The 7,386-nt window shown below is 53.3% G+C and carries 6 protein-coding genes; all 6 read left to right on the top strand.

From position 1 onward, the window contains the following. The first annotated feature begins 114 nt into the window (after positions 1 to 114). A complete protein-coding gene (locus tag B4F73_RS12305) occupies positions 115 to 1,539 on the top strand; it encodes an aldehyde dehydrogenase family protein (protein ID WP_233348649.1) in 1,425 nt (474 codons plus the stop codon). A gap of 99 nt (positions 1,540 to 1,638) precedes the next feature. Beyond that, positions 1,639 to 3,267 (top strand): class I adenylate-forming enzyme family protein, encoded by a 1,629-nt coding sequence (locus tag B4F73_RS12310; protein ID WP_290483407.1) that lies wholly within the window; start codon positions 1,639 to 1,641, stop codon positions 3,265 to 3,267. A 179-nt stretch (positions 3,268 to 3,446) separates the two neighbouring features. Continuing rightward, positions 3,447 to 4,418: a helix-turn-helix domain-containing protein gene (locus tag B4F73_RS12315; protein WP_272981631.1), complete on the top strand. Its 972-nt coding sequence runs from the start codon at positions 3,447 to 3,449 to the stop codon at positions 4,416 to 4,418. A gap of 166 nt (positions 4,419 to 4,584) precedes the next feature. Then, positions 4,585 to 5,373 (top strand): enoyl-CoA hydratase/isomerase family protein, encoded by a 789-nt coding sequence (locus B4F73_RS12320; protein WP_034764038.1) that lies wholly within the window; start codon positions 4,585 to 4,587, stop codon positions 5,371 to 5,373. Between the two features lie 27 nt (positions 5,374 to 5,400). Continuing rightward, positions 5,401 to 6,657 (top strand): thiolase family protein, encoded by a 1,257-nt coding sequence (locus B4F73_RS12325; protein WP_233348651.1) that lies wholly within the window; start codon positions 5,401 to 5,403, stop codon positions 6,655 to 6,657. Further along, positions 6,654 to 7,386, top strand: a 733-nt coding sequence (locus B4F73_RS12330; protein WP_290483408.1) for an acyl-CoA dehydrogenase family protein, incomplete at its 3' end; no start/stop codon positions are given. The genes B4F73_RS12325 and B4F73_RS12330, both read left to right, overlap by 4 nt.

Raw genomic sequence — 7,386 nt, forward strand, 5'->3', positions numbered from 1 at the left:
CCGCGCCGGAGACCCCATGGAATTTGCACACGCATGCCAGTTCATCGTCGAGAATGGATACTTGAATGGTGAAACAATTCGCCTCGATGCGGCAACACGTTTGAGGGCGAGATAGTGGGGATTGAAACCGGCATCACCGAGCTTGAGAGGATATTCACCCTGCAGCGTTCCCTCACGCGAGAGCAGGTGTCCTGCAGCTATGAAACCCGGATGGACCTGCTGGCTCGTCTTGGGAAAATGTTCGAGACGCATGAAGACGAACTCATTAACGCGGTTACGGCTGATTTCGGAATACGCAGCCGGTATGAAACCATCCTGACAGACATCATGCTGGTTCTGTCGGATGTGAAATTTGCACGGCGCCATTTAAAACACTGGATGAAGCCGCGCAGTGTCAAAACTGACACGTTTGGATTGCCGGGATCTTCGCGGCTAATTCCGCAACCCCTTGGTGTCGTCGGCATTCTCGGAACCTGGAACTATCCCTATGGCACAGTATTCGCCGGTGCGGCGGGTGCGTTGGCGGCTGGCAACCGGATTATTGCCAAGCCAAGTGAAATTTCGGCTCATTCAGCTGAAATTTCGCAGCGTCTTGTTCGCAAGTATTTTTCAGAAGAAGAGATGGCAGTGGTAATCGGCGGCCCGGATGTCGCGCAGCAGATGACGTCTCTTCCATTCGATCATATTCTCTTCACCGGTTCGCCCAATACAGGTAAAAAAGTCGCCCAGTCGGCCGCAGCCAATTTGACACCAGTGACGCTTGAGCTTGGCGGCAAGTGCCCCATTATCATTGATAAAAGTGCTCATTTTCCAGAAGTCGCGCAGAGCCTTGTTTTCGGCAAGCTCCTCAACGCAGGACAAACGTGCATCGGTGTCGACTACGCATTCGTTCCAGAAGGGAGTGTAGAAGACTTTGTGTCAGCGCTCGCCAGGCAGGTGCACAAGTGTTTTGGCGAGATCGAAGCCAATCAGGACTATACAAGCATTATAAATCACCGGCAGTTTGACCGTTTGCGGGGACTGGTTGAAGACGCCCGCGCAAAAGGTGCCGGAGTGACCAATCTCGCAGGCAGTGGCGATGGCATGTTCGAGGCTGCTCATCGAATAGCCCCGCTGGCTGTGACCAATGTTGCAAGCGATATGGGGCTGATGCAGGAAGAGATTTTCGGGCCGATTCTGCCGATCCTGACCTATCGTACGGAAGACGAAGTAATCGAGTACATCAATGCTGGCGAGCGGCCACTGGCACTTTACTATTTCGGTAAAGACAGTGCAGGTCGACGAAAAATCCTTGGCGAAACCCATGCTGGCGGCGTGACCCTGAACGGCACGGTGATGCACGTCTTCCAGCGCCGTCTTCCATTTGGCGGCATCGGGCAAAGCGGGATCGGATCCTATTTGGGGCCGGGAAGTTTCGAGCGGTTCAGTCATTTGAAGCCGGTGTTCTCACAATCGAAGATCAGTGTGCTTAGCCAATTGCTGCCTCCCTATTCTTCGAAGACGGGCTGGTTGCTGAATCTATTTAAAAAGCTGCTTTAAATCGATCCTGTACGCAGCAATCTTAGGGTGGTGTAGACAAAAGGGAGGACAGTCTCTGTGTTCGGAATTTTCTCAAAAAAGCGCAATGACCGTGAACTGATGCCTGTTGACGTCGCTCCAAGTTCTGCTGCAGCATTGGTTTCGACAGAAGGCGGGCGGGTAAATTACAGCCGTGTCATGCAAGGGCTCGCGGAATCCTTCGGAGATCGTGAGGCGATTGTGAATCTTGAGCGTGGCCGCCGGCTGAGTTTTCGTGACTATCACATCATAACCAATCAGATTGCACATATTCTCAATGGAAACCTGAATCTCGGCGCGGGCGACCGATATGTCTGTATGCTGCAAAATGACAATCTCTCCCTGTTCCATTGGGGGTCAGCTGCAAAAGCTTATGCAACATGTTGTCATGCCAACTACCTCGACAGCCTGGAAACGCATCTTGGCCAGATCGACATCGTCAAGCCCAAAGTCGCATTCATCGAGAATGACCTCCTAGCCTCCCATGCTGGCCCGCTTACCGAACGCGGCATTCAGATTGTTGTGATGGATGCTCTGGTCAAGCCATATTCAGGCGTGTTGGCCCTTCCCGATCTTTTGGCGAACGCGTCGACAGAGAACACAGATATTGAAATCGATGATCGAACGCACGTCGTGCTCATGCGCTTTACAGGAGGCACGACTGGTGACAGCAAGTGCGCGAAGTATTCAATCGACAACATTCTGGGGTGCCGCGATAGTTTCCTGACACTTCCAGACCCGGATTTCTTCGATGGCTGCCGCATGCTGCATATAGCTCCCATTAGCCATGGCAGCGGTATGATGCTTTTGCCGGTTCTGTTCAGCGGTGGTTGCACGGTAACAATGAACGAGCCCAGTCTGGAGAACTGGTGCCGCTATATCCAGCAAGAGAAGATTTCTCACGCCTTCATCGTACCGACTCTGGCGTACCGCCTTTTGGAAATGCCCGAAGCACGAGAGTATGACCTATCCTCATTGCGCACGGTGTTGTATGGCGCGGCCCCCATGAGCCCGGCCAAGGCCAAGCTCCTGGTTGAGCGATTCGGTTCAATATTCACACAAGTGTACGGCTCCACGGAACATCTGGCGGCAACCCTCTGCCTAAGCAAGAAAGATCATATCGTGGACGCTGAGACTGAAGGCCGACTCGCGTCCGCGGGTCGACGCTCAACCGGGATCGAACTGTCGGTTTGCGATGATGATGGTAATCCAGTTCCTGTAGGCGAACTCGGCGAGTTCTATTTGCGATCGCGCTCAACCTGTCTTGGCTATGAAGGCAATCCAGAGAAGACGAAGGAGGAATTCGTCAACGGATACTGGAAGTCAGGGGATATCGGATATACGGACGAAAACGGATATTGCTACCTGGTTGATCGGAAGAAGGACATGATCATCACGGGTGGTTTCAATGTCTATGCGACTGAGGTTGAGGCCGCAGTCAACTCCCATCCTGGTGTTTTGATGTCAGCGGTTGTCGGTGTTCCCCACGAAGAATGGGGCGAGGCTGTACATGCGGAAGTCATCCTTAACGACTCTGTTGAGGTGGCCGAATCTGACCTGATTGCCTATGTAAAAGAGCAGATCGGATCTTTCAAAACACCAAAATCCGTGTTGTTCGTGGAGGAACTGCCTCTGAGCGTCGTTGGTAAGGTGTTGCGAAAGGATGTACGTAAGAAATACTGGGGCGGCCAGGTCCGCAGTATTGGCTGAAGCGTGTACAATCCTGTTCAAAAATTGGACAAACCGTCATGAACCGATAAAGCTTGTCATCGAAGACGGTCGTACAGGACAATCGATATTTGAACCACACATCATCAGGTAAGGCGCAACCAGAATTGAGTGAGACGCGGTCAGTCATTGCATCCTGGCTCATACAGATTGTGGCCATATTGGACGAATTTGACTTTTCCATTGATGTACCAGATCTACTGCGGCGTGCGGAAGTTGATCCTGATATTCTCCAGGACCCGAATGCCAGGGTGCGGTCTAGACGATTCAGTCGCTTCATTGAGCTCATCGTAGAGGCGACAGGTGATGAGACGATCGGGCTGAAGCTGGCCGAGCGAAATACGCCCGGCTCAATGCATGCGCTTGGGTATTCATTGTTCTCAAGCCGAACGCTGGAAACATTCTTCCACCGGTTTGATCGTTTTTTCAGGCTAATTTCTCATTCTGCTGAGACAAGGTCTGAAATCAGGAAGGGGTGCCTCATTCATTCCATTGAACTCAAGGAAGACGTGCCGCCGGTCCGCCAGGATGTTTTTTTGGCGACGGTGCTTCGCTTCGTCAGAATGGTTTACCGAGCGGACTATTCTCCTGTTTTGGTAAGAATGCGTCGTCCGAAACCTGGTAAGGTCGCGATGGATGAATTTGATGCCTTTTTCTGTTGTCCGATCGAATATGGTCACGACAGTCTAGAGCTGCATGTGGCCGAGAAGGACTATACGCGCGTGCTGCGCGGCGCGAATTCCGACATTGTTCGAAGGAATGACCAGATTGCGATGGAATACATTGCCCGGTTCGATGAACAACAAATTATTCCGCGGATCCGGGCGGCGATTGTCGAAATGCTACCGGATGGAGCTGTCTCCCTGGAGTCGGTTTCAAGAGAGCTAAATACAAGTAACCGAAGTCTTCAGCGCCAATTACAGGATGAGGGCACAACCTTCAACACCGTGCTCGACGATGTTCGCCAGCATCTCGCTATCGGCTATTTGCGGACAGGTCGTCGGTCCATCAAGGAGATATCGTATCTGTTGGGATACAAGGACCCCAGCAATTTCTCCCGTGCGTTTCGCCGGTTAACGGGGCAGTCCCCGCAGGAATTCCTCGAGAATGAGCGCCAGCTGGACGATAGCTGACATCGCTAGAGCTCTGCATTGCCTTGGGCGGCTCGACTGACGACGCTTTGGCGCACGGTGACATGCGTCTGATGTTCAATAAGTTTTCTGGCCCGATAAAGTGAAGCCTCATCTGGAACGGGCCAAGTTTTGGAGCGAACGCGGCCCAATGCTTGGAATTGGACAATTGTCGTTTGAAACCCTGAAATTTGAGGCGGAAGATTCGTGTGCACGAATTACCCTGACGCGTCCGGGCAGCATGAATGCACTGTCCGCTCTAATGGTGAATGAACTTGCGCAATGTGTGAAAGATGTTGCCGAGCGCGATGAGATTCGAGTGCTGACTATCACTGGGAGCGGGCGCGCCTTTTGCTGCGGTGCTGACCTGAAGGGCGTTTTGGGGGAAGTTCAGGCTGGTGACAATACCGGGTTTCTTGGCTTCCTTCGCGACATTCAGAACGTGTTTTTGGCTATTCGTGCTTTGCCGAAGCCGACAATTGCAGCGCTCAATGGATTGACTTTGGCCGGCGGACTGGAGCTAGCCATGACCTGCGATGTCGTGATGGCGGCGCGCAGTGCGCGGCTGGGCGACGCCCATTCCAATTTTGGTGTTCTGCCGGGCGGCGGGGGATCTCTCTTGCCGAGGTATGTTGGCGAAAAGAAAGCGAATTATCTCCTATTCTCCGGCGATCATTGGTCGGCGGAAGCGTTTCGTGAAGCCGGATTTGTAAGCCAAGTTGTTGAGGATGACGACTTGTCATCGGTTGCAGAGGCGCTTGCTGCAAAGCTGGCGGAGAAAAGCCCGCTTGTACTTCAGCGTATGAAGGAGATGGTTGCCGGAAGCGCACACTTGTCCGCGCGCGAAGCCATCGCGTTGGAAATGCGCCATCTCGAAGCGCATGCAAAATCCGCTGACTTCCTCGAAGGGCTTTCAGCCTTCAGTGAGAAACGAACACCGAAATATTCAGGCCAGTAGCGGCCATCTGTAGATGGGGAGAGAGTCTTGTCGGATAGTAAGATTTATATTGTAGGCGTCGGCATGACGCATTTCGGGCGGCATCTGGAAGCAAGTATTTCTGAATTGCTGGACACCGCCATTTTGCGTGCGGCGGATGATGCAGGCTGCACCAAGGCCGCCGTGGAGGCAGTTTACCATTCCAGTGCGACCCAAGGGTTCTTGCAGGGACAAACCTTTGTTCCTGGCCAGGTTGCGCTCAGCAAGATCGGGCTGACAGGTATTCCCGCATTCAATATTGAAAACGCCTGTGCGTCCAGTTCATCCTCCTTTCACCTTGCTGTTCAGGCGCTTAAGGCTGGTATGCAGGACGTTGTCCTGGCGGCGGGTGTCGAGAAAATGAACGTGCCTGACAAGGCGAGGATGTTCGCTGTGTTCGATGGCGGTTGGGATGTTGAGACACCTGAGGAGAATGCCAAAAGGCTTCTCCAGTTGGGCGAAGGTGTTGCCGAACCGGAGGGATCGGAATCTGAACGCCCTTATAGCGTATTCATGAAAATCTACGCAGCGTTCGGCCGGAACCATATGAAGCGCTATGGCACGACTCAGCGCCAGATTGCTGCGATAGCCGCGAAAAATCATCAGCATTCAGAGCATAATGAGTATTCGCAATACCGTCAGCCTTACACGATTGATGAAATTCTTTCAGCACCTCCCATCACTTACCCTTTGACGCTGCCAATGTGCTCACCGATCTCGGATGGTGCTGCAGCGGTCATCCTTTGCAATGAGGAAGGCTTGAGGAAGATTGGTGCCACTACGTCACGAGCCGTCCAGGTCATGGCCAGCGCCGTTGCAAGTGGAAACCCCGCGCGCAGCGCCGATGCACCGGAACGCCATGTTGCGCGAATTGCCGCTGAGAGGGCGTATGAAATGGCCTGCCTTTCACCAGAAGACATGGACGTTGCCGAGGTGCACGATGCAACCGCGATTGGTGAGTTGATGCACGCCGAGAACTTGATGTTAGTTCCGATCGGTGAAGCAGGCCCGGCAGCGGAACGCGGGGACTTCACGATTGGCGGCTCAATCCCGATCAATCCGTCTGGCGGGCTGGAGTCCAAAGGCCACCCCATCGGCGCAACCGGGCTGGGGCAAATTCATGAGCTTGTCACCCAATTACGCGGCGAAGCTGGAAAGCGCCAGGTTGATGGTGCCCGACACGCTATCCACGAAAACAGCGGCGGCCTAATTGGCATTGAGGAGGGTGTTGCTGTGGTCAACATTTTCAAGAGGGCAAATGCATGATTGGGGGATTAGATATTTTCTTTGACAAGGCTGAGCTCGCCGCAATCGAAAGCCTGCGTCGCTATCTTGATGAGCAGCTGGAGCCGGAACTGGCTGCGCATGGGGAAGACTTCGTTCCAAAGGACAAAATGCAAAGCTGGACGCAAAAGCTGGCAGAATTTGGTCTCGTCAACGCCCCACAGCCGGAATCTGCCGGCGGGCTGGGGTTGTCCTGGAAGCTGCACGTTCAACTAATTGAAGAGCTTGCCTATAGTTCGGGAGACTTGGCGATAGCCGCACTTGTTAATGGCAGCGCAGCGTCGATGCTGGTCAAACTCGCGCCGGAGCACATCAAGACACGTTACCTGCCTAGATTGTTGGCGGGGGAACTTTTTGCGTCTGTCGGCATTTCCGAGCCGGATGTCGGTTCGGATGTCGCGGCGGCGAAAACCAGGGCTGTGCGAGATGGTGACCATTGGGTGATTTCTGGTGAGAAAACATGGATCACCAATGGTGAGTACTCAGATTTTTTCATCTGCACCTGCCGAACTGGCGAGAACGAACTGACCCATATCCTGCTCGATCGCAATGAGCATCCTTATGAAGTCCGCGGTATTCCAAAGATCGCGCTCAATCGACAATCAACATCACAGGTTTTTCTCGATGATGTGCGCGTTCCGGTCGAGAATACTATCGGTGAAATAGGCTCGGGTCTGAAGAACACGCTCACCCTGTTCGAACGCGCGCGAG

Source organism: Hyphomonas sp. UBA3601 (assembly GCF_002375605.1).
GTDB lineage: Bacteria > Pseudomonadota > Alphaproteobacteria > Caulobacterales > Hyphomonadaceae > Hyphomonas.